22 protein-coding genes are annotated in these 24,128 nt (G+C 66.3%); 9 read left to right on the forward strand and 13 right to left on the reverse strand.

Annotated elements, in window-relative coordinates; all coding sequences use genetic code 11:
* Positions 1-70: 70 nt before the first annotated feature.
* Positions 71-313, reverse strand: a complete 243-nt coding sequence (locus ABIE56_RS13795; protein ID WP_429244360.1) for a hypothetical protein — start codon at positions 311-313, stop codon at positions 71-73.
* A 144-nt stretch (positions 314-457) separates the two neighbouring features.
* Here ABIE56_RS13795 and ABIE56_RS13800 point away from each other — a divergent pair, with 144 nt between their 5' ends.
* A complete protein-coding gene (locus ABIE56_RS13800) occupies positions 458-1,249 on the forward strand; it encodes an AraC family transcriptional regulator (protein WP_429244361.1) in 792 nt (263 codons plus the stop codon).
* Between the two features lie 7 nt (positions 1,250-1,256).
* Here ABIE56_RS13800 and ABIE56_RS13805 read toward each other — a convergent pair whose 3' ends face one another.
* The 10 genes from ABIE56_RS13805 to ABIE56_RS13850 form a co-directional block, all read right to left on the reverse strand.
* Positions 1,257-1,586: a hypothetical protein gene (locus tag ABIE56_RS13805; protein WP_429244362.1), complete on the reverse strand. Its 330-nt coding sequence runs from the start codon at positions 1,584-1,586 to the stop codon at positions 1,257-1,259.
* Positions 1,587-1,730: 144 nt separating this feature from the next.
* Positions 1,731-2,429, reverse strand: coding sequence for a response regulator (locus ABIE56_RS13810; RefSeq protein ID WP_429244363.1), 699 nt, complete (start codon positions 2,427-2,429; stop codon positions 1,731-1,733).
* On the reverse strand, positions 2,426-5,086 hold the full coding sequence (locus tag ABIE56_RS13815) for an ATP-binding protein (protein ID WP_429244364.1): 2,661 nt from the start codon (positions 5,084-5,086) through the stop codon (positions 2,426-2,428). Before ABIE56_RS13815 ends, ABIE56_RS13810 begins: the two co-directional genes overlap by 4 nt.
* Positions 5,087-5,218: 132 nt before the next feature.
* Entirely contained in the window at positions 5,219-5,794 is a 576-nt protein-coding gene (gene kdpC, locus ABIE56_RS13820; protein ID WP_429244365.1) for a potassium-transporting ATPase subunit KdpC, read from the reverse strand.
* A gap of 12 nt (positions 5,795-5,806) precedes the next feature.
* Positions 5,807-7,225: an outer membrane beta-barrel protein gene (locus ABIE56_RS13825; protein ID WP_429244366.1), complete on the reverse strand. Its 1,419-nt coding sequence runs from the start codon at positions 7,223-7,225 to the stop codon at positions 5,807-5,809.
* Positions 7,226-7,273: 48 nt separating this feature from the next.
* Positions 7,274-7,462, reverse strand: coding sequence for a hypothetical protein (locus ABIE56_RS13830; RefSeq protein WP_429244367.1), 189 nt, complete (start codon positions 7,460-7,462; stop codon positions 7,274-7,276).
* Positions 7,463-7,475: 13 nt separating this feature from the next.
* Positions 7,476-9,551, reverse strand: coding sequence for a potassium-transporting ATPase subunit KdpB (gene kdpB, locus ABIE56_RS13835; protein ID WP_429244368.1), 2,076 nt, complete (start codon positions 9,549-9,551; stop codon positions 7,476-7,478).
* 3 nt (positions 9,552-9,554) lie between these two features.
* Entirely contained in the window at positions 9,555-11,276 is a 1,722-nt protein-coding gene (kdpA, locus tag ABIE56_RS13840; RefSeq protein WP_429244369.1) for a potassium-transporting ATPase subunit KdpA, read from the reverse strand.
* Positions 11,273-11,365 (reverse strand): K(+)-transporting ATPase subunit F, encoded by a 93-nt coding sequence (gene kdpF / locus ABIE56_RS13845; protein ID WP_429244370.1) that lies wholly within the window; start codon positions 11,363-11,365, stop codon positions 11,273-11,275. Before kdpF ends, kdpA begins: the two co-directional genes overlap by 4 nt.
* A 310-nt stretch (positions 11,366-11,675) precedes the next feature.
* On the reverse strand, positions 11,676-14,084 hold the full coding sequence (locus ABIE56_RS13850; RefSeq protein WP_429244371.1) for a S9 family peptidase: 2,409 nt from the start codon (positions 14,082-14,084) through the stop codon (positions 11,676-11,678).
* A 121-nt stretch (positions 14,085-14,205) separates the two neighbouring features.
* Between ABIE56_RS13850 and ABIE56_RS13855 the strand changes: the two genes are divergently transcribed.
* From ABIE56_RS13855 to hemC, 8 genes are all read left to right on the forward strand, one after another.
* On the forward strand, positions 14,206-16,308 hold the full coding sequence (locus ABIE56_RS13855) for a prolyl oligopeptidase family serine peptidase (RefSeq protein ID WP_429244372.1): 2,103 nt from the start codon (positions 14,206-14,208) through the stop codon (positions 16,306-16,308).
* A gap of 66 nt (positions 16,309-16,374) precedes the next feature.
* Positions 16,375-16,779, forward strand: coding sequence for a DUF350 domain-containing protein (locus ABIE56_RS13860; RefSeq protein ID WP_429244373.1), 405 nt, complete (start codon positions 16,375-16,377; stop codon positions 16,777-16,779).
* A gap of 10 nt (positions 16,780-16,789) precedes the next feature.
* Positions 16,790-17,326: a hypothetical protein gene (locus ABIE56_RS13865; RefSeq protein ID WP_429244374.1), complete on the forward strand. Its 537-nt coding sequence runs from the start codon at positions 16,790-16,792 to the stop codon at positions 17,324-17,326.
* The gene (locus ABIE56_RS13870; RefSeq protein ID WP_429244375.1) at positions 17,323-18,426 is read left to right on the forward strand and encodes a glutathionylspermidine synthase family protein; all 1,104 of its coding nucleotides are present in this window, start codon (positions 17,323-17,325) and stop codon (positions 18,424-18,426) included. The genes ABIE56_RS13865 and ABIE56_RS13870 overlap by 4 nt, the downstream gene beginning before the upstream one ends.
* A gap of 134 nt (positions 18,427-18,560) precedes the next feature.
* Positions 18,561-19,229: an alpha/beta hydrolase gene (locus ABIE56_RS13875; protein WP_429244376.1), complete on the forward strand. Its 669-nt coding sequence runs from the start codon at positions 18,561-18,563 to the stop codon at positions 19,227-19,229.
* Between the two features lie 44 nt (positions 19,230-19,273).
* Positions 19,274-20,338 (forward strand): sensor histidine kinase, encoded by a 1,065-nt coding sequence (locus tag ABIE56_RS13880; protein ID WP_429244377.1) that lies wholly within the window; start codon positions 19,274-19,276, stop codon positions 20,336-20,338.
* Positions 20,316-21,026 (forward strand): LytR/AlgR family response regulator transcription factor, encoded by a 711-nt coding sequence (locus ABIE56_RS13885; RefSeq protein WP_429244378.1) that lies wholly within the window; start codon positions 20,316-20,318, stop codon positions 21,024-21,026. The genes ABIE56_RS13880 and ABIE56_RS13885 overlap by 23 nt, the downstream gene beginning before the upstream one ends.
* An 88-nt stretch (positions 21,027-21,114) precedes the next feature.
* Complete coding sequence (gene hemC, locus ABIE56_RS13890; protein ID WP_429244379.1) at positions 21,115-22,035, forward strand: hydroxymethylbilane synthase; 921 nt, start codon at positions 21,115-21,117, stop codon at positions 22,033-22,035.
* Positions 22,036-22,195: 160 nt separating this feature from the next.
* Here the strand turns inward: hemC and ABIE56_RS13895 are convergent, their stop codons facing one another.
* Both ABIE56_RS13895 and ABIE56_RS13900 read right to left on the reverse strand, forming a co-directional pair.
* Positions 22,196-23,053 carry a DUF481 domain-containing protein gene (locus ABIE56_RS13895; protein ID WP_429244380.1) on the reverse strand — a complete coding sequence of 286 codons (858 nt, stop codon included), beginning with the start codon at positions 23,051-23,053 and terminating at the stop codon, positions 22,196-22,198.
* Between the two features lie 91 nt (positions 23,054-23,144).
* Positions 23,145-24,074, reverse strand: a complete 930-nt coding sequence (locus ABIE56_RS13900; RefSeq protein ID WP_429244381.1) for a hypothetical protein — start codon at positions 24,072-24,074, stop codon at positions 23,145-23,147.
* Positions 24,075-24,128 lie beyond the last annotated feature (54 nt).

Genomic DNA, 24,128 nt, shown 5'->3' on the forward strand with positions numbered 1-24,128 from the left:
GCATTCTATTGCCTCAGGATTAATTGTCAAGGCAAATATACTTGCGTCATATATTTCTGGCTTGGCGGTACTACTCCTCGTCGGCCAGCAGGGCCGCCAGGGCGGGGTCGCGAACCTCGAAAAGGTCGAATACCCCCAGCGCCCTCAGGGTCGGCAACTGGGCCAAAAGCCGCGGCTCCAGGCGTCGGCGCTGCTCCTCAGGCGTTGTGGCATCAAGCATGGCGTGGGCACAGGCGACGAACGTGACCAGCGCATCGCCGGCCGCGGTGTCGTCCTGAAGTTCGGAAAGATCGGTGGTGACGAGGCGGATCATGGGGACCTCCGGCGTCGAGGTCCGGCACGCGGGCTCTCGGCGGATGCCGCGCGCGGGACAGTTACTTGGGGATGCAAATGTTATACATGTACCCTATCGGCCTGATATCGTTATCGGGCCAAATAGTGTCGAGATCCGGCCAAAATGGATAAAACTGAGTTCCACGAGCTGTTCGACCGGGCCGATGGCCCGCACGTGCTCGCCTACGCGGCGGAACGCGATACGGCGCTGCTCGAGATCGACTGGCACAGCCATGTGCGCGGTCAGTTTTTCTATGTTGAGCAAGGCCTTATCATCACCCGTACTGACCGTGGCACGTATCTTCTGCCCCCGCACCGGGCTGGCTGGATGCCGCCGGGCCTGCTGCATACGGTGAGTATTTCCGGCCCGAGCCGGGCCTGGGGCGTCTTTGTTTCGCCGGAGGCCTCCCAGGGCCTGCCCGACCACGCGTGCGTGGTCGGCGTGGATGACGTGTTCCGTGCGGTGGTGAAGCGCGCAGCGACCTGGGCGCCCGATGCACCGATGACCCCGGAGCGGGAGCGCCTGCTCGCGGTTCTGCTGGATGAGATCCGCCATGCCCCGGTGGAGCGCATGCACCTGCCCATGCCCAGCGACCGCCGATTACGCCGTGTGGCCATGGCCATGGTCGAGCACCCCGAGGACACCCGCAGCATCGAGGATTGGGCCGCATGGGCCGGGCTTTCGGTGCGCACGCTCACCCGGCTATTCCGCGAGGAAACCCAGTGCAGCGTGGCGCAGTGGCGGCAGACCGCGCGGCTCACCCGCGCCCTGGAGCGCCTGGCCGAAGGCGAAGCGGTGGCCACCATCGCCGATTCCCTTGGCTACGCCACACCTAGCGCCTTCGTCGCCATGTTCCGTAAGGCCTTCGGCGATACGCCCGGGCGTTATCTGTCACGCCAGGCCGCAGCGGCTTAGGCGTGGGCTATTCCGCCACGGGCTTGCACATCCACAAGCCTTCGAACGTATAAGGATCACCCGAATCGCGCGCGACCACGTCAAGCGCGACCCGGCCATACATCCATCCCTCGTGTTCGCCGGTGTCGCCAATGTCGTGGCAGCCGCCGGCACGCTCGTACGTGCCGGTCTCGCCGTTGGTCATCTCCGCCTCCTCCCGCTGGCACTGCGCCAGTGCTTCCTCGTGCGAAGGGAAGTTGTGGTTACCGAACACGTAGCGCTCCGTGCCGCATTGCGTGGCTGCGGCGGCGGGCATGGCAACGAGGCCAAGCAAGGCGGCGATGAAAGGAAGGCGCATGGACAGGCTCCGGTACCAACAAGGGCCGACGAGCCTGCGGGGACGGGAGCGCGAATGGAATCAGACTATTCTGAGAAATGCGGCCGATTGCACATCGCGTGATCGCGGTCACGCCCAACGGCACGCATGACGGCCCTGTGGGCGCTAACTGGCCGGAAAACGGTAGCCCACGCCGGGTTCGGTCTTCAGCCAGCGCGGAGTCGCGGCGTCATCGCCCAGCTTCTGGCGTAGCTTGCCCATCACGATGCGCAGGTAGTGGGTGTCCTGCACGTGCGTGGGCCCCCATATGTCGCGCAGGATCTGCTGCTGGCTCACCACGCGGCCGGGGTGGCGTACCAGCATGGAGAGCACGGCGAACTCCTTGCGGGTCAGCGCCACCGCCGCGCCATCGAGGAATACGTCACGCCGTGCCAGGTCGACCACCAGCGAGCCGTCGTCGTAGCGCACGGGTGCATCCGGTTCGCCCGCCTTCGCGCCCTGGCGCAGCAATACGCGCAGGCGCGCCATGAGCTCCTGGATACCGAACGGCTTGGTCACGTAGTCATTGGCGCCGGAATCGAGCGCCTTCACCTTTTCGCTCTCGGCATCGCGCACAGAAAGCATCAACACCGGCACGGCGCTCCAGCGGCGCAGTTCGCGCAGCACGTCGTGGCCTTCCATGTCGGGCAGCCCAATATCGAGCACGACCAGATCGGGCGATTGCGTCGCGGCCAATCCAAGCCCCTCCTCACCCGTGCTGGCGAGAAGCACCTGGTAGCCCTCCGCACGCAGGCCGATATCGAGGAAGCGGCGGATCTGCGCTTCATCATCGATCACCAGGACGCGCGGTGCGGTGGAGTTCATACGGTCTCTTCAGGCGGCGGTGGCAGGGGCAGGGAGACCCGGATGGTCGTGCCATTGCCCGCGTGGGGCAAGGCCTCCACCGTACCGCCGTGCGCACCGACCATGCCGCGGCAGATAGCGAGGCCCAGGCCGGTACCCTGCTTGCCACGATCGCCGCGCGATACCGAATAGAACATGTCGAAGATCCGCGCGCGTTCGTCATCGGGAATGCCGGGACCCCGGTCGGCCACGTCAACCAGCAAGCGCCCGGCTTCGGTACGGACGATGACGCGGATCGCCTCGTCGGGCGGTGAGAAGCGCGCCGCGTTCTCCAGGATGTTGAACAGCGCCTGCTCGATCAGCGCGGGATGCACATGCAACAGCACCGTATCGTGCGGCAGGTGCATGTCCACCCGTGTATCCGGGAACAGCTTGCGCAGGCGGGCCACCGCCGCCGCGACGATTTCTCCCGCATCCACCCAGTCGCGGTTGAGCTTGAGGGTGCCGTGGCCCAGCCGGGTCATGTCCAACAGATTCTGGATGTAGCGGTCCAGGCGCTGGCCTTCGCCAAGGATCGCTTGCAGCAGCTCGTGGCGTTCGGCCTCTGGCAACTGGGCGTCGTAGCTCAGCAATGTGCCCGCCGAGCCGATCATGGACGCCAGCGGCGAGCGCAGGTCATGCGATACGGAGGAAAGCAGTGCGCTACGCAGGCGCTCGGTCTCGCCCTGTACACGGGCGCTTTCCAGTTCCACGGCTAGCCGCGCGCGTTCCAGGGCCTGCGCGATATCTTCGGCCATGGCCAGCGCAAGCCCACGACGGTCCGCATCGGGCTCGCGCGCATTCAGCGGGAAGCGAAGCGCTGCGACACCGGCACGACGCTGCTCAGTGCCGAGCGGCAGCATCCAGCACGAGGCGCCGTTGAGGGTATCGGTGTAGCGGCCGGCCGGCTCGGCATGCGCCTCCGACCAATCGGCAGCGGCACGGTCCTGGGTCGAGAGCGCGAACGCATCCGGGCTGGACGCCACTACCTGAAGATCGGCGCTGGCATCGCGCGCGATCATGGCGACTTCGGCATCCAGCGCACGCGCCAGGGCACGCGCGCCTGCCGTGCGAATGCCTTCGGCGTCGGCGCTCGTGGCGAGCTGCTGGCCAAGTGCGACCAGCACGCGGCCGCGCACCTGCGCCGCGCGCAGTGACTGCACCTGCCCGGCCAGGCGCGTGGCGAGCCGGCTGCATACCAGTGCCGCGACGAGGAACAAGGTGACGGCGAGCACGTCATCCGCGTTCGCGATAGCCAGCGTGTAGCGCGGCGGGGCGAAGAAAAAGTTGTAGCCGAGGAAGCAGAGGATGGCGGTGTAGACGGCGACGGCCATGCGCGTGCGCGCCGCGACCACCAGCACCGTGGTGAGGAAGATCAGCGACAGGTTGGCGACGGAGAGGATGCGATCGGCGACGAACGACAGCGCCATGGCCACCGCGGTGGCTGCCGTGGCAAACGCGTACTCGCGGCGCGTGCCGTTGCCATCGGCAAAGCGCAGCCGGCGGCGGGCACGCGCCCGTTCGGCCGGTGTCGCCACGATGGTCAGTTCAAGGTGTGCGCCACGGCGAAGCAGCTGCTGGGTGAGCGACCAGCCCAGGCGGCGGGCAATGGGCCGCTCGCGCGTGCGGCCCACGACGATCTGGCCGACGCCTTCGCGATCGGCCCAGGCCAGCAGCTCGTCGGCGATGGCGTGGCCACGCAGGATCACCGGCTCGCCGCCCAGACGGCGGGCCAGCCGCATGGCGGCATCGACGCGTTCACGCCGCTCGCCGTCCACGCTGCCCGTATCGACAAACAGCACGCTCCACGGCCCTCCGCGACGCTCGGCGATACGCCGGGTCATCCGCACCAGGTACTCGCTCTGCGCGTGGCCATCGATGGCGGCCATGGTGCGTCGGCGCACCGGCATGGCCCCGCCACGAGCCAGCATATGCTCGCGCAGGTCGCTGTCCACGTGGTGGGCCACGGTTTCCACGGCGAGCTCGCGCAACGCCGCGAGGTTGGTGGGCGAAAAGAACGCATCCAGCGCCACGGCCGCGGTTTCCGGCACGTACACCTTGCCCTGTTTCAACCGGGCGATCAGTTCGCGCGGCGGCAAGTCGATCAGGACAATGTCACGCACGCGATCAAGGAAGGCATCCGGCACGGTTTCGCGCACGGCCACGTTGGTAATCCGGCGCACCTGGTCGTTGAGGCTTTCCAGGTGCTGTACGTTCAGCGCTGTGTAGACCTCGATCCCTGCATCCAGCAGGTCAGCGATGTCCTGCCACCGGCGCGTGTGCCGGCCACCCGGCAGGTTGGTGTGCGGCAGCTCGTCGACCACCAGCACGGCAGGCTTGCGCGCCAGCGCCGCTTCCAGGTCGAACTCCTGGAAGTCGCGCCCGGCGTAGTGGACCGCGCGGGTCGGCAGGATCTCCATGCCTTCCAGCAACGCTGCCGTTTCCGCGCGGCCGTGCGTCTCAACAAAGCCGATCACCACGTCGATACCCTGGCGGCGCAGGTCACGCGCGGCCGAAAGCATGGCGTAGGTCTTGCCGACGCCCGGGGCGGCGCCGAGGAAGATCTTCAACCGTTGCCCGCCGTCGTTGTTCACGGCGTTGAGCAAGGCATCGGCGCGGGCGTCGCGGGAGTCGGTCATGGGGCGAACGATACAGGGTGGGTGGAGGGCTGCGGCACACCGGATCGCGCGCAAGCGCGCTCCTACAGGGCGGTAACGAACCGTTTGCCGGTCCGGCGCTCGTGTAGGAGCGTGCTTGCACGCGATACCCGATTACCGCGCGGCGGCGTCCAGCGCGAGGTTCAGTTCAAGCACATTCACGCGCGGCTCGCCCAGGGCACCCAGCTGACGACCCCTGGTATTCGCCGCCACCAGCTCACGCACCTTCCCCGCCGCCATATGCCGTGCCGAAGCGACACGCCCCACCTGGTACTCCGCCGCGGCCGGGCTGATCTCCGGATCCAGGCCACTACCCGAGGCGGTCACCAGATCCACCGGCACCGGTGCGGTATTACCCGGGTCGGCGGCCCGCAGCGCGGCGATACGCTGCCTGGCCGCTTCGGTAAGCGCCGGGTTCGATGGGCCCTGGTTGGAGCCGCCCGAGGCACCCGCGTTGTACGGATCCGGCGTCGTGGCCGAAGGGCGGCCCCAGAAATAGCCTGGGGCAGTGAAGGTCTGACCGATGAGCGACGAACCCACCACCTTGCCATCGCGCTCGACCAGGCTGCCGCCCGCCTCGTGGGCGAACAGCACGTGGCCGAGCCCGCCGACCACGGCGGGGTACGCGATACCGGTGACGGCGGTGAGCAGCAGGAGCAACACAAGCGCGTTGCGCAACAGGGTGGCCATGATGAGCCTCCTTTAGTAATGCCAGATGGCGTCGACGAGCGCGGTGAGCTGGTAACCCTTGTTGCCATGGTCATACGCGTCGACGTCGTATGAGCGCTCGTAACGGATCTCGGGACGAATCTCCAGATCAGGGCTGACCCAATGCGTCATGCCGAGCGTGTGCGTGGTGTAGCGCGTGGCGTAGCCGGTGCGCTGGCCCTTCTGGTCGTTGTACCACTCGTTGCGGAACGACATCATGTCGCTCGCGCTGAGTTCGACGTTGATGTAGTTCACCACGCCGTACTCCGCGGCCTTGCCCGGGTACGGGGAAGAGCCGACGACGCCCGGCTCACCATCGGGGCCAAAGCCCGCGATGTTGCGGCCATACATCCAGTAGCCTTCAGTGAGGATGTGCACTTTCTCGCTGAAGCGGTGGCCCCAGGTCGCGACATACATCTGCACGTTGTTGTAGTTGTAATCCGAGGTGTTCCAGTTATTCACGCACGGATACAGCATGTCGTTGTTGTCGGCCGATACCCAGCGCACGCAGGCCTGCAGCGTGGGACGGGCGCTGTGGTTCCACACGGCGGTATCGTTGCTGCCGTTGATGCCCAGCTGGAGCGTCCACTGCTGGTTCAGGCGGGTGGTGGTCATCACACCCATCTGCGTGTACGGATCGGCGGTGTACAGCACCGAATGCGTCACGAGGTAATTGTTCGGCGAGAACTGCGCCTCGATGTCGGGCAGGGAGAGGTAGCGGCCGATACGCACGACCATGCCCTCGGCCACCCACGGGATATAGATATCCCCGTAGAACAGCATCGGGTCGTAACCGTAGGTGTTGCCGTTGAGTGGCTGGCTCGCGCGCGGATTGTTCAGTAGCTGGTTGCTGAAGACACCCTTCATGGTCGTGTAGTGGTAGTCGTACCCATACAGGTTATCCAGGTGAAAACCCCAATCCAGGTGATCGGTCTGCACCGTGTCGGGAATGCGCTCGATACGCAGCAGCGCCTGATTGAACTCGACGCGGTTGGGCCGCGTGGCGTACGACAGCGGGTAGTTCGTGTTGGCCGAACTACTGATGTTCACTGAAGGGTTGATCCAGCCGTACACCTCGATGCGGTTGTCCTTCATCCACTTGCCGAGGGCATTGCAGGCCATGGCCTTTTCCAGCGGGTATTGCGAGTTCAGGTTGGGCACGCCGATGGGGTAGGCCACGCCGCCAAGCTGCCATTCCGCCGAGGGGAACGGCGGTGACGGGAACGGCGAGGGCATGGCGCGGCGCTCCGGCGCCGGTGCATTGGGGTCGGCCGGCTGGGCATCTTCGCGGTAGGCCGCGGCAAGGCGGGTACCGAAACCCTGGGAGCAATCATCACTGCTGGCAGCGAGCACCCTGGAGACCGGGGCGATCGCGAGCAGCGCGGCGAGACAGGCATAACGAGTGGTGCGCATGGTGAACCGTCCCTCGCGGGACGCCTTGTGTGGGTGTGTGGTGGTGGATCAGATACCGGCGTAGCCGCCGAGGGTGTATTCGTCATCGCTGCCGCGCACGGGGGTGACGACACGCGGTTTCAGGGTGGTAACCGGCTTACTGGACTCGGCCCTCGCGGCCTCCGGGGCGACAACCCGCACTTCCATGTCGATGTCGCCCGGATCGTCGATAAGCACGGTGAGTTTTACGGTATGCATGGTGTGACCTCGGTCAGGCCAGTCCGCAAAGGACCAGCAACATGTCAATGAGCTTGATGCCTGCGAACGGAACCACGATGCCGCCCAGGCCGTAGACGAGCAGGTTGCGGCGCAGGAGCGCGGCGGCACCCAGCGCGCGGTAAGCCACGCCCTTCAGCGCCAGCGGAATCAGGAAAATGATGATCAGTGCGTTGAAGATCACCGCTGACAGGATCGCGCTCTGCGGTGTGGCCAGGTGCATGATGTTCAGCGCGTTCAACGCCGGGTACGTGGTGGCGAACGCCGCCGGGATGATCGCGAAGTACTTGGCGATATCGTTCGATATCGAGAACGTGGTCAGTGCACCGCGGGTGATCAGCATCTGCTTGCCGATCGCCACCACTTCGATGAGCTTGGTGGGGTTCGAATCCAGGTCGACCATGTTGCCGGCTTCTTTCGCCGCCTGCGTACCGCTGTTCATCGCCACCGCCACATCGGCCTGGGCAAGTGCGGGCGCATCGTTCGTGCCGTCGCCGCACATCGCCACCAGGCGGTTCTCGGCCTGCATGTCGCGGATGAGCTTGAGCTTTGCTTCCGGCGTCGCTTCGGCCAGGAAATCATCGACGCCAGCCTCGGCGGCAATCGCGGCGGCAGTCAGCGGGTTATCGCCGGTGATCATCACCGTGCGGATACCCATGCGGCGCATCTCGGCGAAGCGTTCCTTGATGCCGTCCTTGACGATGTCCTTCAGTTCGACGACGCCGAGGGTGAGCGCGCCATCGACCACGATCAGCGGCGTGGCACCACGCCGGGCCACGTCTTCCGCCATGCGGCGGACCAGCGGCGGCATGTGGCTGTCCTGGGTATCCAGATAGCGTTCCACGGCATCCATGGCGCCCTTGCGGATGTGGCGGGTGCCCACGTCCACGCCGCTCATGCGGGTTTGCGCGGTGAACGGCACGAACACGGCCTTCGCTTCCTCGCGGCGTGGGCGCCCGGCGATGCTGAACTTCGTCTCGGCGAGCACGACGATGCTGCGGCCTTCCGGCGTTTCGTCCGCGCGGGACGCAAGGTCGGCGGCTTCGGCCAGTTCACGCTCCTCGATGCCTGGTGCCGGGTGGAACGCCACAGCCTGGCGGTTGCCCAGGGTGATGGTGCCGGTCTTGTCCAGCAGCAGCACATCCACATCGCCGGCGGCCTCGACCGCGCGGCCGGACGTGGCGATGACGTTGGCGCGGATCATGCGGTCCATGCCGGCGATACCGATGGCCGAGAGCAACGCACCGATCGTGGTGGGGATCAGGCATACCAGCAGCGCGACCAGCACCGTCAGGGTGATCGGGTTACCCGAGCCCGCGGCTTCCACGCTGTAGATCGAATACGGCAGCAGGGTGGAGCACGCGAGCAGGAAGATCAGGGTGAACTTCGCCAACAGGATCGTCAGGGCGATCTCGTTAGGCGTCTTGCGCCGCGAGGCGCCTTCCACCATCGCGATCATGCGATCGAGGAAGCTTTCACCCGGGTTGCTGGTGATGCGCACCACCAGCCAGTCGGATAGCACGCGGGTACCACCGGTGACGGCACTGCGGTCGCCGCCAGCTTCGCGGATGACCGGCGCGGATTCGCCGGTAATGGCGCTTTCGTCCACGCTGGCGGCGCCGACCACGATCTCACCATCGCCCGGCACGATGTCGCCGGCCTCGACCAGCACATGGTGGCCCATGCGCAATTCGCTCGATGGGGTGAACACGATCTGTGAATCACGCCGCGGCACGATGAGCTTCTTGGCCGCGACATCGCGGCGCGACCCGCGCAGCGCATCGGCCTGCGCCTTGCCGCGGCCCTCGGCCAGGGCTTCGGCGAAGTTCGCGAACAGCAGCGTGAACCACAGCCACAGGCAAACCTGGAAGATGAAACCCGCGGGCGCCTCGCCGTGCCCGGCGAGCGCCTGCACCCACAGCAACGTGGTGAGGACGCTGCACACGAACACGACGAACATGACCGGGTTGCGGAACTGCAGGCGGGGGTTGAGCTTGGTGAACGCGTCCCGGAGGGCGCGTGCCACCAGCGCGCGATCGAAGCCGCGCGGGGTGTGGGCGTGGGAAGTCATGGATCAGTGGCCCGTAACGGACGTGAGGTGCTCGACGATGGGCCCAAGGGCCAGCGCCGGGAGGAAGGTGAGCGCGCCGACAACGATGACCACGCAGGCCAGCAATGTGACGAACAGCGGCGTATGCGTGGGCAAGGTGCCGGCCGAAGGCGGTACGTGGCGCTTTGCCGCGAGCGACCCCGCCATGGCCAACATGGCGATGGCAAGCGGGAAGCGCGCCAGGAACATGCAGATACCGAGCAATACGTTCCAGAACGGCGTGTTGGCGGAGAGGCCGGCGAACGCGCTGCCGTTGTTGTTCGACGCGGACGTCACGGCGTAAAGGATCTCGCTGAAGCCGTGCGCACCGGGGTTGGCGACACCGGCCTTGCCGGCAGGCACCATCACGGCGATGGCGGTGCCGATCACGACCAGGGCACAGGGAATCAGCACGGCCAGGCTGGCCATCTTCATCTCGTGCGCTTCGATCTTCTTGCCCAGGTATTCCGGCGTGCGGCCCACCATGAGCCCGGCGATAAACACCGCGACCACGGCGAAAGCCAGCATGCCGTACAGGCCGGAGCCAACACCGCCGAAGATCACTTCACCCAGCTGCATGAGCCACATGGGGACCAGGCCGCCGAGCGGAGTGAGCGAATCGTGCATGGCGTTCACCGCACCGCACGAGGCAGCCGTGGTGATCGCGGCGAACAGGCCCGACGACACGATACCGAAGCGGGTTTCCTTGCCTTCCATGTTGCCGCCACTCTGCATGGCCGAGGCCTGTGCATCGATGGCAAGCCCGTGCAGCGCCGGGTTCCCGGCCTGCTCGGCGGCGACCAGGCCCACGGAGAGCGGCACAAAAATCAGCAGCATGGTCGCAAGGATCGCCCAGCCCTGGCGGCGGTCGCCGACCATGCTGCCGAAGGTGTAGCAAAGCGCCGCAGGGATAAGAAAGATCGCCAGCATTTCCACGAAGTTCGCGAACGGCGTGGGGTTCTCGAACGGGTGGGCCGAGTTGGCATTGAAGAAGCCGCCGCCGTTCGTGCCCAGCATCTTGATTGCTTCCTGCGAAGCGACCGGGCCGAGTGGCAGGCTCTGGGTGCCATGCTGAAGGGTCGCAGCATCAACGTACGGTGCGAAGGTTTGCACCACGCCCTGCGATACCAGCAATAGCGCGATGACGATCGAGAACGGGACCAGCACGTAAAGCGTGGCGCGGGTCATATCGACCCAGAAGTTACCCACGGCCCCGGCACCCCGCCGCACGAAGCCGCGCACCACCGCGATGAGCACGGCGATGCCAGTGGCCGCCGAGAGGAAGTTCTGCACGGCGAGACCGAGCACCTGGGTCAGGTAGCTCATGGTCGATTCACCCGCGTAACCCTGCCAGTTGGTGTTGCTGGCAAAGCTGATCGCGGTGTTCATCGCCGAATCCGGCGTGATCGCGGCCAGGTGTTGCGGGTTCAGTGGCAACCATTGCTGGGTGCGCTGGAGCACGTACACCACGGCCAGGCCGGCGACATTGAAGACCAGCATGGCCAGCGCGTAGCGCTTCCAGCCCATGTCTTCATCGGCCCGGATGCCGGCCACGCGGTAAAGCAGGCGTTCGGCGCGGGCGCCAAAGCGGGTCACGCGGTTGGGCTGGTCGGCGAACACCAGGGCCATATAGCTGCCGACGGGTTTCACCAGCGCCAGCAACACGGCCAGGTACAGGCCCATCTGGAAGAAGTCGTTCGGGGTCATTCGAACCACTCCGGCTTCAGCAGGGCCACGCAGAGATAGCCGCACAGGGCCACCGCGATCACGGTAGCGAGAATGTAGATGAGCGACATGGCGGCTTCCTTAGCGGCGACCCAGCCGGTCGCAGATCATCAGGAAGCCGATCGTCACCGCCGTGAGCACGACGATGAGAAGGACGTACAGGAATTCCACGGGAACATTCCGTCATGAGGGGACGGAGCGTATTTTTCGCCTTCGTGGATATTTACGGTGTAAGGCGCCGGGGGCGGGGCGTAACGTCTGCGTAAATTTTTTACGCGGTGGCCGCGGTTGGCACGGCGGGGCACCGATACCTGCAGGAGCGCGCTCGCGCGCGATGGGGCATGCCGCAAGCACCCATCGCGCGCGAGTGCGCTCCTACATTTATTGTTTCAGGTTCTGCTGGAACAGCTCGTCGATGCGGCGGTATTCGTCGTACCAGGAATCCGGGTGGACGAAGCCGTGGCGCTCCATGGGGTACAGCGACATGGTGAAGTTCTTCTTGTGCAGCTCGATGAAGCGCTGGTACAGGCGGATCGAATCGCTGGCCAGCACGTTATCGTCGATCAGGCCGTGCTCGATCAGCACGGGATCCTGCAGCTTGTCGGCGTACTGGATCGGCGAGCTGGTCGCGTAGGCCTCCGGGTCCAGCTGCGGATCGTTGAGGATGGCCGCGGTGTACTCGTGGTTGTACGAGGTCCAGTCGGTGACCGGGCGCAAGGCCGCGCCCGCGGCGAATTCACCTGGCGCGCGTAGCAGCGCCATCAGGGTCATGAAGCCGCCATAGCTGCCGCCGTAGATGCCAACACGCTTCGGATCCACGCCCTGGTTCTTCACCAGCCATGCCTTGCCATCGAGCAGGTCTTCCAGCTCCGGGTGGCCCATGTTGCGGTAGATCGCCGTGCGCCAGTCGCGGCCGTAGCCCTTCGACGCGCGGTAATCCATATCCAGTACCACGTAGCCGCGCTGCACCAGCAGGTTATGGAACATCTGCTCGCGGAAGTACGAGGGGTACGACAGGTGCACGTTCTGCAGGTAACCCGCACCGTGCACGAAGATCACGGCGGGGCGCGATGCGGCCTGCGCGGCATCGGCCGGGCCGTAGAATTTCGCCCAGACGGTGCCCGCGCCATGCGAGGAGGGTACCTGCACGATCTTCGGCGCGATCCACGCGTGCTCGGCGAAGCCCGGCTTCACCGTATGGGTGAGTTCGTGCGGCGTGCCACCGTCCACCGACACCGTCGCCAGCTGCGAAGGCACATAGGGCGATGAATGCAGCACGGCGAGCTGGCGGCCATCGGGCGAAAGCGCGAAGTCATCCATGCCCTCGTACTTCGTCACGCGCCCCAGCGCGCCACCGGCGGAGGGTACCTTGTAGATGTCGTAGCTATACGGCGCCACCTGGTTGGTGCGCACATAGAAGGTCTTGCCATCGGCGCTGAGCACCGGGTGGTCCACCTCGAAGCGGCCCGACGTGAGCGCCGTGGCCTTGCCGCCCAGCCGGCGCGTGTACAGATGCGAGAAGCCGGTCTCCTCGCTCAGATACCACAGCGTGCTGCCGTCGCGCAGAAAGCCGAAATCGTTGTTATCCCAGTTGATCCACGCCTTGTCGCTCAGGCGGTGCTGGCTGCTGAGCGCGTGGCGTTCGAAATCCACGGTGGCGATCCAGCGATCCTTGTTGTCCACCGACGTCAGCTGCACTGCGACGTCATGGCCGTCATCGCTCCACACGATGCCCGGGCTGTACTCCGAGTTCACGATGACCGGGCGCGTCTTCGGCGCGGCCAGGGCATCGGCGCGGTCGCCCTTGCCGTCCTTGCGCAGCGCCGCCACGGTCTTCGCGCGGATATCCGCCAGCGGGTCATCGTGGATGCCGGGGAGGGTGGCGGTATCCAGGTCGTAGACCGCGTGGCCACGCAGATCGAGCAGCTTCAGTGCCTGCGGCGTAGGGTCGATGCGGCCCACGTAGGTGCGCGTGGCCTCGGCTTCGGCGTAGCCGGAATCGGTGACGTAGTGGGTGAGGTCGGCGACCTTGCCGCCATCGGCGTCCTTCGCCTTGGTCACCACGAGCATGTAGCGGCCATCGGGCGAGAGCGACGTATCCACGATGGAAACGTCCTTGCCGATATAGAACGATGCCGGCGCGCGGGCGGGGTCGGCGGCGGCCAGCGCATCGGCATCCGCCTTCATGGCCTTCTCATCGCTCTTCAGGCCACGCAGGGTCGTGAACAGCGCCTGCTGCTGGTCCTGCAGGTCGGAGCTCTTGTCCTTCTTCGGGTCGTCCTTGGCTTCCACGACGGCGGCCTGCCAGGCCGGACCACCCGCGGTGTTGTAGGCGAACCAGTCATCGCCCGAGCGCCAGGTAAGCAGGCGCCCATCCGCCGAGAGATGCGGCGACGTCTCGGCCCTGGCCGAGCGGGTGACCTGCACCGTGGTGCCCGCGCCCAGGTCGCGCAGGAAAATATCGCCATGCCGAACGAAGGCGGCGTGACGGTGCGCGTGGTCGAACACCTGCTTCGTGCCATCGGCACTGGCGGCGGCGCCCGGGTCGAGCTTGACCGGCGCCCCGCCGGCGGCCGGCGCACGATAAAGATCACGCACCGGGCTGCCATCGCGCTTCAGCGAGTAATACACCTGGCTGCCATCCACGCTCCAGTACGGCTCTTCCACCGCCTGCCCGATCCAGTCCGGGTCGGCCATGATGGTTTCCATATCCAGCGGTGGCGGCGCGGCGTAGGCCAGCGCGGGCATGGTGGCCAGGGCGGTGAGGAGGGCGGTGGCGAGCGGGCGCATGGGTGTTTCCGGCAGCAGCAAATTCTTCGAGGATAATCGGTGCCGCTACCCAACTGGCGGCAGGGGTGCCAGGCGTCATGGGTTTGCTACGCTCGGCCGATCCCGCCCACGAGGTTGTCCCATGCGTCCCATGATTCCCCGCCTGCTTGCGTTGAGCCTTTTTGCGGCCTGCTCCGCCCACGCCGCCACGGCCACTCCGCCGCCCACGCCGCAGCATGAGGTGAAGGACAGCATCGGCGGCCAGCCGGTGACCGATGCCTACCGCTGGCTGGAGAACCCGGAGGGCCAGGGCGTGGCCCAGTGGATCGAGGCGCAGAACGCCTTCACCGAAGCCACCATCGGCAAGATGCCGATGGGCAAGGACCTGACCAAGCGCATCACCGAGCTCGCCACCACCTCCACCACGCGCTCGTCACCCGAGCTGGCCGGCGGCACGCTGTTCTATTTTGAGAACACGCCGCCGCAGCCGCAGCCCGTACTGGTGGCCAAGGCCTGGCCGGATGGCCCGGTGCGCACCCTCGTCGACCTGAACAAGGGCGACGGCAATACCGCCATCACCGAATACTGGCCCTCGCCCAGTGGCCGCTACCTGGCCTACGGCACGGCGGAAGGCGGCAGCGAGCTCACCACCATCCACATCCTGGATACGCAGACCGGCAAGCCGCTGTCCGATGCGCTGCCCTGGGCAGGCGGCGGCACCACGCCACAGGCGCTGTCATGGGATGCGGACGAGAAGGGCGTGACCTACGCGCGCTTCGATACGCCCACCAAGGACAAGCCGCTGCGTGAGTTCGATGCGTACCTGGCCCATCACGTGATCGGCACCGCGCAGGAGAAGGACACGGTCGTGTTCGGCAAGGGCTATTCGCCGGTGGCCGAATACATCCTGATGGATGGCGAAGGCGGCAAGTCCACGGCACTGCTGGCCAATATCGGCGACGGCGGCCCGGCCGAGGTGTTCCTGCGCCAGGGCAATGGCCCGTTCAAGAAGGTGCTGGGCCACGAGGCCGATGTGCGCTCGGCGCACTGGGTGGGTGATCGCCTGTATGTCGTTACCTTCGCTGGTGCACCGCGCGGCAAGGTCATTGCCCTGGATGCGAGCGGCAAGCAGGCCGATGTGCTGCCGCAGGGCGACGGCGCGATCCAGCGCGTGACCCCGATCGGCAACGGCTTCCTCGTGGTGCGCAGCGCCGGCCCGGACTGGTGGGCCGACCAGTACGACGCCAAGGCCACCTTCGTGCGCCGCCTGCCCCTGCCCGCGACCGGCATCACCATCGGCGGCGTCGCCGCCGAGAAGGGCCAGGACAAGGCGCTGATCACATACGGCGGCTGGACCACGCCGACCCACTGGGCCGAGTACGACGGCGCCAGCGGCACGCTGAAGACCGTGTTCGAGGTGAAGGCCGCCGCCGATTACTCGAAGGTGAAGGTTACCCGTATCGACGGTACGTCGAAGGACGGCACGAAGATCCCGGTCACCGTCATCTCGATGGATGGCGTCACGCCTAACGGCAAGCGCCCGACCATCCTGTACAGCTACGGCGGCTTCGGTATTCCGGTCACCCCGTCCTTCATTGGCCCGAACCTGGCGTGGCTGGAGCGCGGTGGCGTGCTGGCCTACGCGAACATCCGCGGCGGCAACGAGTTCGGTGAGCAGTGGCATGAGCAGGGCCAGAAGACCCACAAGCAGAACGTGTTCGATGACTTCTACGCGGCATCGCAGGCGCTGGTCGATTCCAAATGGACCGACACGAAGCACCTGGGCATCCTGGGTGGCAGCAACGGCGGCCTGCTGATGGGCGCGCTGGTCACCCAGCATCCGGAACAGTTCCGCGCCGTGGTGGCCATGGTCGGCATCTACGATGTGCCGCGCCACGAAACCGCGTTCGCCAACGGTCCGTACAACGTCAGCGAGTACGGCTCGGTCAAGGACCCGGCCATCGCCAAGGCCATGCGCGCCTATTCGCCGCTGTACAACGTAAAGAAGGGCACGAACTACCCGTCCGTGTTGCTCACCACCGGCGCCAACGATCCGCGCGTGGCACCGTGGCAGTCACGCAAGTTCGCCGCCAGCCTGCAGGATGCATCCACCTCCGGTAACCCGGTGCTGCTGCTCACCCGCATGAACGCCGGCCACGGTATCGGCGCTCCGTTCAGCCAGCGCGTGGGCAACGCAGCGCTGTCCATGACGTTCTTCGCGAACGAACTGGGACTGGGCGAGTAAGAACGGCCGCCCCGCCTTATAGTGGCGGGGCGGCCATGGGGAGCCGCGCCATACAAGGAAGCGTTCGTGATCCTGTCGGACCTGTTCAACCTGCCCGCATTCGTGGCCTACCTGGGCCTGGGCATTCTCTATTTCGTCGCGTTCATCGTGACTTACATCTGGATTACCCCGCAGCGCGAGATGGCACTGATCAGTGCCGGGAACCTCGCCGCCGCGATCAGCCTGGCCGGTGCCGCCATCGGCTTCGTACTGCCGCTGGCCAGCGCCATCGCGCATAGCGTGAACCTTGCCGACCTCGCGCTATGGGGCCTGGTGGCCTGGGCGGTGCAACTGCTCACCCATCTCGTATTGCGCCTGGTCGTGCGTGACCTGCGCGGCAAGATCGAAGCGAATATGTGTTCGGTCGCCTTGTTCGTCGCCGTGGTCGCCACCTGCGTGGGTGCGATCAACGCCGCCGCCATGACCTACTGAGGCGGGCCCTATGGCAAACAAGGACAAGAAGTCCCTGAGCAGCGAGGCCGCGGCGGGTCGCAAGCCAGATGCGAAGTTCAACCTGCCGCCGGATTACCGGCACCCCTCCTTCTACCCCGCTGGCAAGGCCGAGCCGCTGTTCAACTTTGGCGAGCGCGGCAAGCGCATGCGCTCGGCGGCGGTCGTGGTGGGCGTGCTCGGCCTGTTCGGCTATGCCGCGTGGCCACGCACCGATGTGCAGCGCAATAGCTACGCGAGCAAGGAAGATTGCGAACACGATTACGCGACGGGGCAGTGCACGTACGCGCCGTCGACGGGCACCAGCGGCGGCGGCGGGGGTGGTGGCGGTTATCACTACTACGGCCCGTGGTATCGCAGCGACTGGCGCACGAACACCGTGGCGGGTGACCCTGGCCCGGGCCGGTCGTACGCGAGCAGCGCACGCAGCGGTGCCAGCGGCTTTGCCGGTCACGGACCCACCGGCTTCGATTTCGGTTCGCGCGGCGGCTTTGGTTCGAGCGGCCGCGTCGGTTCGCGGGGCGGATGATGCGGCGTGAACGGATCACGCCCCGCGCCGACTGGCAGCGCGAGGTCGAGAGCATCGGCTTTGGCTTCCATACCATCGATGGCCAGCCGTACTGGCGCGAGGATGCGTGCTACGTGTTCGGTGCCGATGCAATCGATGAGGTCGATGCGGCGACGGCCGAGCTGCACGGGATGTGCCTGGAAGCGGTGGACCGCATTGTCCGCGATGGCCGCTACGACGCACTTGGCATCAACGACGATGCCGCCCGCCTCGCCGAGCGCAGCTGGTTTGATCGCGAACCTTCGCTTTATGGGCGCATGGATCTCTCGTGGGATGGCGTGTCACCGCCCAAGCTGCTCGAATACAACGCCGATACGCCGACATCGCTGTTCGAAGCGTCGGTGGTGCAGTGGTACTGGCTCGAGGCGTGCTATCCCGATGCCGACCAGTTCAACTCCATCCACGAAAAGCTGATCGCACGCTGGCCGATCGTCGGTGGTGGTGGCCGGGTGCACTTCGCAGCCTGCTACGACAACCCCGAGGACGGCACCACCACCGATTACCTGCTCGATACCTGCCTGCAGGCCGGCCACGAGGTGCAGGCACTGGATATCGAGGAGATCGGCTGGAACGGCCGCGCCTTCATCGACCTGGCCGATCGCCCGATCGACAGGCTGTTCAAGCTGTATCCCTGGGAATGGCTGCTCGATGAGGCGTTCGCTAAGCACATCGCGCCATCGCGTACTCGGTTCATCGAGCCCGCGTGGAAGATGTTGCTGTCGAACAAGGCCATCCTGCCGCTGCTCTGGGAATGGTTTCCCAACCACCCGAACCTGCTTCCCGCTAGCCTGCGCCGCGAAGATATCCTCGGCGCAGCGGTCGCCAAGCCGTTCTGGGGCCGCGAAGGCGAAGGCATCAGCGTCCTCGATCGGCACCAGGGTGCCGTGGTGGCGCCAAACATCGTTTATCAGGCGCTCGCGCCCTTGCCGGTGTTCGACGGGCGCCATGCATTGGTCGGCTCGTGGATCGTTGGCAACGAAGCGGCCGGCATGGGTATTCGCGAGGACAACGATCGCATAACCCGAAACACCAGCTGCTTCGTGCCACACCTCTTTCGATGACTCACCGCCGGAAGGAACCTACAGGCGAGTTGGTTGCTGCATTGCCTGCATCAGCCGGAATCTGAGAGCTCGTAAGTGTTCGCGTGGAGCGGGGCTGATACGATCACGCGATTCTTCATGCCGGACCCGTTGCCATGCCCCTGCCCACCGTCGAACACGAAACCCGCCCGTCGCCCGAATGGTCGGTGATCTGGCTGCATGGGCTGGGCGCCGACGGCAACGATTTCGCTCCGATCGTGCCGGAGTTGGTCGATCCAAGCTGGCCGGCCATTCGCTTCGTGTTCCCGCACGCGCCGGTGCGGCCGGTCACCATCAACAACGGCGTGCCCATGCGCGCGTGGTACGACATCAAGGGCCTGGCGCTGGCGGACAAGCAGGATGCCATCGGTATACGCCTGTCTATCGATGAAGTGGAAGCGCTCATCGCGCGCGAGCACGAGCGTGGCGTGCCCGCCTCGCGCATCGTGCTGGCAGGCTTTTCCCAGGGTGGCGCCATGACCCTTGCCGCGGGCCTCCGCCACAAGGAGTCGCTCGCTGGCCTGCTGGTGCTTTCGGCGTACCTGCCCCTGCATGACACGATCGAGGCCGAGCGCAGCGGTGCCAACCACGCCACCCCGATGTTCTGGGGCCATGGCGTGGCCGACCCGGTGGTACCGCTCGCGTTGGGTGAGCAATCGCGCCAGCTGCTCGAAAGCCTGGGCCATCGGATCGCATGGCACACCTACCCCATGGGCCACCAGGTGAGCCTGCCGGAGATCAACGATATCCGTAGCTGGCTCGGCGGGATTTTCGTCGGGGCGTGATGGCCCGCGCGGCGGGCGCGTTGCCCATCCGGCATACTCGCGCCATGCCCGCCGCGCCTTCCGACACAACCGCCACGCCCCGCGCGTCGGCCCCGTTGCCCGACTTCTGCAGCCTGCCGACCCTGTTCGCGCTGCTGGTGGTGGGCACGATCACGGCGTGCCTGATGTGGCTCGCGCCCGGTGGCGAATTGCGCCTGCGCTCGCTGTCGGTTGGCGTGCTCTACACGGCGTGGCTTTCCGTGCTGCTTACGGTGGTGTTGTGCAAGGCGCGGCCGGTGATGCAGCGGCTGCCCGGCATGCTCCCGTATGCCGGCATCTGGCTTACGCTCATGGTGATGGTGGGCGTGACCAGCGTCGCCCTGGGCTGGATCGACCATAACCTTGGCTCGAACCTGACCCCGGTTTCCACCGCGCGCTTTGTTCGCGACACGTTGCTTGCCACCGGCCTGCTGGGTGCCGCGCTGCTCCGGTACTTCTACGTGGTGGCGCAATGGCAGGCGCGCGTTGAAGCCGTCGCCCAGGCCCAGGTCGCCGCGTTGCAGGCGCGCATCCGCCCGCACTTCCTGTTCAACAGCATGAACGCGGTGGCCGCGCTCATCCGCGTGGATCCGGACGCTGCCGAACGCACGGTGGAGAACCTGGCCGAACTGTTCCGCGCCGCGTTGGGTAGCGAAGGCAGCACACCCGGCACGCTGGGCGAGGAGTGGCGGCTGGTCGACCAGTACCTCGACATTGAAAGCCTGCGCCTGGGCAGCCGCCTGCGCGTGGAGCGTGATATCGATACGCCCGAGGCGTTACCCATGCCGCGGCTGCTTCTCCAGCCGTTGGTGGAGAATGCGATCCGCCACGGCATCCAGCCATCGCGGCAAGGGGGCGTGCTGCGGCTGGGCGGCCGGCGCCTCGACGGCGGGGTGCTCGTCACGGTGGATAACCCACTTTCCGATGCACCGCCGACACCAGGGACGGGCCATGGGCTGCGCAGCGTCCGCGAGCGCGTCCGCTTGCTGTTCGGCGAGCAGGCGGTGGTAAAGGCCGAGGCGAACGATGGTCGTTTCGTCGTCACACTATTCCTGCCGGAGGTAGCGAGTGCGCGTCCTGGTCGCCGATGACGAACCGCTGGCACGGGCACGGCTGGCCAGCCTGCTTGCCCGGCGCGGCGATGTGGAACTGGTGGGCAGCGTGGCCGATGGCGATGCCGCGTTGGCCGCCTGCGCCAGCGAACGGCCCGATGTGTTGCTGCTGGATGTCGAGATGCCCGGCCTCACCGGGACGGCCGTGGCGGCGAAGCTCGCCACCCTGCCGAACCGCCCGCTGGTGGTGTTCTGTACCGCGTACGAGCAGCATGCGCTCAGCGCCTTTGACCTGGGCGCCACCGACTACCTGCTGAAGCCCGTGCGTGCGGAGCGCCTGGATGAGGCACTCGACCGGGCGGCGGCCCGCCTGGCGCCGGCGCAGCCGCAACGCGGCGGATGGCTAAGGGCACGCAGCGGTGGCGACGAGGTGCGCATCGCGCTTGCCGATGTGCTCCTGCTTACGGCCGGCGAGAAGTACGTGACCGTCGAGCATGTCGGTGGGTCACGGCTGATCGACGACTCGCTGCGCCAGCTCGAGGTGGCACTGGGCGAGCGGCTGGTCCGCCTGCATCGCAATTGCCTGGTGCCGCGCGATCGCCTGGTGGGGCTACGCACGCTGGCCGATGGCCGGGTGCTGGCCCGCTTGTCAGGTACCGAAAGCGCGCCCGAGGTCAGCCGGCGCAACCTGCCGGCGATCCGCCAGTTGCTGCGCACGGAATCGTGAGCGGATAGCGCGGCTACAGGCCGCGCTGCGCTCGGGTGTCGTTTTACGGGACAATTAGCGCATTGCCTCCCGTGATTTCGGAACCCCCATGACCGCACCGCTTCGCATCGCCACCCGCAAGAGTGCCCTGGCCCTCTGGCAGGCCGAGCACGTGGCCGCCTTGCTGCGCCAGGCCCACCCCGGGCTGGTCGTGGAGCTGGTGCCGCTTTCCACCCGTGGCGACGAGATCCTCGATCGCTCACTGGCGACGATCGGGGGCAAGGGTTTGTTCCTCAAAGAGCTTGAGGTGGCCATGCAGGAAGGCCGCGCCGATATCGCCGTGCACTCGCTGAAGGATGTCCCGGCGGTGCTGGAGCCGGGCTTCGCGCTGTCAGCCATCCTGCCGCGCGCCGACTCGGCCGATGGCTTCATCAGTAACGATTACGCGACGATCGCCGAGCTGCCGAACGGCGCCCGCGTCGGCACCTCGTCGCTGCGCCGCCAGGCCCAGCTACGCGCGCTGCGCCCCGACCTGCAACTGCTCGACCTGCGTGGCAACGTGAATACGCGCCTGGCGAAGCTGGATGAAGGCCACTACGACGCGATCGTGCTGGCTTGCGCGGGCGTCGATCGCCTGGGCCTGGGTGGCCGCGTGCGCAGCCGCCTGGCCAGCCCGGACTGGCTGCCCGCCCCGGGCCAGGGCGCCATTGCCGTGGAAATCCGCGAAGGCGATACGCGCGTGGCCGAATTGCTGGCGGCGATCGACGACGCGGACACGCGCCTGGCAACGGATGCCGAGCGTGCGTTGAACGAACAGCTGGGGGGTAGCTGCGCCGTGGCGATCGGCGCGTTCTGTGTGGTGGCGGAGTTCGGCCTCACGCTGCATGCGCTGGTGGGCGATGCCGCCAGCGGTGAACTGATCGTGGCCCAGGCGGATATCAATGGCGACAAGCCGGTGGAACTAGGCCACGAAGTGGCGGCCATGCTGTTGCAACAGGGCGCCGGCGAGTTGCTCAAGCCGCAGCGATAAACGCATCGCGCGCAAGCGCGCTCCTACAAAAGCTTCGGCGGAGGCTGTTGTAGGAGCACGCTTGCGCGCGATCCACGATCACGACAGCACGGCTACGCAGCGGCTGTTGTAGGAGCGTGCTTGCACGCGATTCAACAACACGGCGGCGCAGCCGCAACCCTTAAAAGTTGTAGACCAGGTTTGTCGTCATGAGCTTGTCGGTGCTCACCGTGCCCGGCTGCGTATCGCTGTTGTAGCGGATCTGGTAGCCGAGCTTCAGCGCCATCTTCTTGGTCATGCTGACCGACAGGCCGATATCATTCTGGTAGTACTGGTTCTTCGAGCCCGCTTCCACCAGGAACGTATCTTCCAGTGCGGTGTTGTCGGTAAGCCGGTACTTGCCGTTGACCAGGCCACGGCCGACCACTTCGCTTTCGGCGTTGGGCGTGGTGGTGACCGAGACCACGGTGCCATCGGGCTGGGTCACGTCTTCGGTGGTCTTGGCCGGCTGGTAGCGCTTGAAACCGGGGCCGATTTCGAAGGAGAGCTCGGCGCGCTCATTCTTAAGTGCGATGTAACCGTAGCCGACCGAGACGATGCCCTGCCAGAGGTTGGCGCCGAAATCGTCATGCTCGTAACGCGCTGCGGTAACCACGTAGCTGCGCGGATCGAACTTGTAGCCGACCGAGGCGCCGCTGTCATAACGGTTGGCGGTGGTGCTGAACTTGTCGACCGTGTTGCCGGCGGCGTCGGTCACCGTCACGTCGCCCTTCGAGCGCAGGCCGTTGAGGTAGAAGTTGTTCTTCCACACCTCGTTTTCCTGGGAAAGGCCGAGCTTGGCATTGGCGTTCTCGGTGCGCGAGTTGCCGCGCGAGGAGGCGAAGCCGAATTCACCCGAACCGGTCCAGCCGCCATTCTTGGAGGCATCGGAACTGGGGGCGCCACCACCATTGGGGTTGGCCGTGGAGAAAGCGTCCTGGGCCTGCGCGGCGAAAGGCAGCGCGGCAAGGACAAGCGAGGCGAGAAGGATCTTTTTCATCGTCTACCCGGGATGTGGAAAGAAAGTGGTATTGGGGTGGGCCGTGGGGACGGCCCTTGGCGCACCCACGCGCCGGGGGACTGCTTGCTGCTCAACGGCCTGCGAACTGCGTCCACGCACGCCCATACAGCCGTTGCTCAAGGCATTGACCGATAACGCAGCTTAACGCGGCCATACCAGCGGCCACGGCTACCAGTGGCCCGGTAGGGTGCGAGACCAGCAAGACACAGGGGAGGCCCACCGAGAGCACGGCAATGCCGAAACACCAGGCCAACAGGGTACCTGTACCGCGCCCGGGGGCAAAGAACGCGCCCGCACCCCGTTCATCCGCCAATTGGCGAAGTGCGCGCCAGCGCATGCCTTCGATCACGCCCAGCACCAGCCCAACCGCTAACATACTGATCCGCCAAGGATTTAACGGCCCTATCGTGGTATCAGCCTGCAGTGCGACGCACAGCCAGAACCACAGGCCACCGGCGAACACCGCCGACACCGCCCGGCCCAGCGGCTGCGTATTGGCGACCGAGGCCAGTGGCGCCGGCATATCCCGGGCCACGCCGCGGGCCGTGTAGATCAAGGTGGCAAGGCTACAGATCATAAGTGCCGCCCCGGCCAGCCGGGTGGCCCAGAAATCGTTCTCCCCGCGGGCCAGCCCGCCCAGCGCCAGCATCGGCAGGTAGTTGGCCATGGCCACCATGCCCTCCGTGGTAGGCAGCATGCGCCGGAACGGATCCCAGCCATGCCACTCGCGGGCGAAGCGTAGGCGCAGGCAGGTGGCTGCCAGCCCCAGGCTCACCAGGACGAATCCGAAGGTCAGGGGGACCAGCACATCACCGCGGCCGTCGTTGTAAGTACCCAGGGCCACGGCGGTGCCCAGCACCATCCACAGGCCGTAACCCGTCGCGGTCGCGGTCTGGAGGACCACGGCAGGGAGGGAGAAGAGCCTTTGGGCGCGCGAACCGTCGCCAGGCGGGCCGTTGGGGGCCAGCGCGACGGCCGGTACGTCGTCGGATTGCGCCATGGTCGGGGGCTTCGGCTATGGCAAAGCAGCATTTTTGCGCCTAATGGCGCCGGG

The sequence above is a fragment of the Luteibacter sp. 621 genome (genome assembly GCF_050435445.1).
In the GTDB taxonomy this organism is placed as follows: domain Bacteria; phylum Pseudomonadota; class Gammaproteobacteria; order Xanthomonadales; family Rhodanobacteraceae; genus Luteibacter.